The organism is Thermodesulfobacteriota bacterium, assembly GCA_035325995.1.
In the GTDB taxonomy this organism is placed as follows: Bacteria; Desulfobacterota_D; UBA1144; order Nemesobacterales; family UBA2774; genus JADLGH01.
Genome location: DAOKYU010000043.1, coordinates 1 through 2,113, shown reverse-complemented (window position 1 = coordinate 2,113; position 2,113 = coordinate 1). Strand labels below are relative to the sequence as shown.

At 58.7% G+C, this 2,113-nt stretch carries 2 protein-coding genes; one reads left to right on the top strand and one right to left on the bottom strand.

Translation table 11 applies throughout. From position 1 onward, the window contains the following. Nucleotides 1-487: LysR family transcriptional regulator (locus tag PKC29_15580; protein ID HML96827.1), on the bottom strand; the 487-nt coding region annotated here is incomplete at its 3' end. 493 nt (nt 488-980) lie between these two features. Here PKC29_15580 and PKC29_15575 point away from each other — a divergent pair. Then, nucleotides 981-1,541: a hypothetical protein gene (locus PKC29_15575; protein HML96826.1), complete on the top strand. Its 561-nt coding sequence runs from the start codon at nt 981-983 to the stop codon at nt 1,539-1,541. Nucleotides 1,542-2,113: the final 572 nt, after the last annotated feature.

The window sequence follows — 2,113 nt, the reverse complement described above, 5'->3', positions numbered from 1 at the left end:
CTTCCCAGAGTGGTGTGGCGATAAATCCAGCATCTCCGTCATCCGCCAAGGTAAGTCCGACGTCGTACAGGCCGCTGCTAAGTCCTAGCATTAGCTGTGCTCCTGTCGTCTCAAAGAGGCGGACCGTCACCTCTGGCGCTTCCTTCCGGGAGAGAGCGAGAAGCGCAGGTAATCGGGACTTTCCTATGTGGCCCGACAGTGCGACGCGAAAGATGTTCCGATGGCCGGCGGCGGCCGCTCGCACGTTAGTCTGCGCCTGATCGAGAGTGAGCAGGACACGTTGGGCATCCAACAAGAATACTTGCCCGGCAGGGGTCAGACGAACACCATGCGGCGTGCGCTCCAACAAGGCCACGCCTAAGTCCATTTCTAACCTTTGAATTGTGCGCGACAGAGGGGATTGCTCTACGTGCAACCGCCGTGCCGCTCGACCGAAATGTAGTTCCTCGGCTACCGCGATAAAGGATCGAAGATGGCGCAAATTCATGTTCTCCTACCTTCAGATCGAGCCGCTAGCCCTTGAGACAGCCTGGGATCACAAGGTCTCCGGATGCTTCAATGATCCGACGCGCGGTTAGGCCTGGGCGTCGTAAGGGGCAGCATCAGTATTGCGGTGGCCGATCCGATGGGATGGCCGGCGAAACTTGATCCCCTTGGCTGGCGCATCGCCTGGTCAACGAGTCCCGCGGGCGCGGCGCCGCGCCGTGCACTCATACTAACTATAGATTTAGTGCCTTCGAGAAGTGCCGCGACCGTCGTGATCGACGCTGTACCGCCAGAGTAGAATTCACATAAAGGAGCGCCAATCAAAGGAGGGCGTGAGTGCCTGCAGCGCCAAGCGGTCGGCGCTTGGGACCAAGGATCGAAATCTGTCGCGTCTCGGCTTTAGCGGGGCACCCCAGTTGGCGCTTGACGAAGGTTGTGGGTTTGCCTACGTGTGAGGTTGTGCGGTGCGTGCCGGGACACACAAGGATCTTGCGATGAAGATGAATAAGTCGAAGCTGCTGATCGTGCTCGCGCTTCTCTTTTCGCTTGCAGTGCCGCTATTCGGTCTTATCTATCTTGGGCCACTCTACGCGGCCTTGTTTCTAACGGGATACCTTGGGGGATTCGTAGTCTGGCTCCTGGTGCGGACGGGAGCATCATGGGCATCCATCAGAGTGCCCTATTGGCTGACGATGCTCGCCTTCCTCATCCTGCACAAGGTCGAAGAAAATCGGACGGCATTCTTCGAGGTTGTTTCCGATCGGATCACTGGAACGCCTGTCCCCGAGATATCCGTGGGACTGATCTTGGCTCTCCTAATAGTCCCGATTGGCGCATGGCTCGCTGTTCCCTTCTTGGTAAGGCGCGACTACGAGTTCGGACGCCTCTTGGCATGGACGTTCTTTACTTCGATGGGAATCACAGAGCTTGCGCATTTTCTTCTGCCGCTTCTGACCACCGAGCCCTATGGATACTTCCCCGGCATGGCCAGCGTTGTTGTCCTTGCGCCACTCGCTTGGTGGGGCATGTGGCGCTTGGCGCGTGGGGTGACGTGAGACGCGAATTTGTCAATGGAAGACGCTCGCAACATCGGTGGCTCGGCAGGGCTCACATGCCTGGCCCAATGTGACCGCGCTTACCTCGTGTCGTTGCCACGATCCTGAATCCGGGATCTCCCGCTCGAGCTGAACGCGCCGCTGTCGTGAGGGCCGCGTCTTTCGGTAAGTTAAGTAGCGTCTAGCACGCCGAGCTATCGGCCAGCGACGATCAAAGCCGCGCCATCGTTGCGTACAGGTGGCTTGCCCCCTTGCGTCGGAACCTCTCGATCGCTTCTCCGCGTCGGGGGATGGCCTAATGGCGCTATCGCACTAGCCGAACTGTTCAGTACCAGCTCTCCCGGCCGTGCCAGCCTCTTTGTCGGTCGACTCCGCCTCGATCGCCAGCAATATGACAGGACTGTCATCTCCTCGTTCGAATGCTGTTCGGGGAGGATTCCTATAGTGCCTACAACCAATAAACCCGGTCGTGCTCTGCGCTGGAGAGGCATTGAGTCTGAAGCATCGAGAAAAGGACCTGCGACACGCGAGCGCCGCAGCTCACTTTAGCCATGCATGCGCGCTGCAGCAGG

Coding starts and splice junctions, on each gene's coding strand:
- PKC29_15575 (HML96826.1), top strand. CDS start 981: ATGAAGATGAATAAGTCGAAGCTGCTGATCGTGCTCGCGCTTCTCTTT.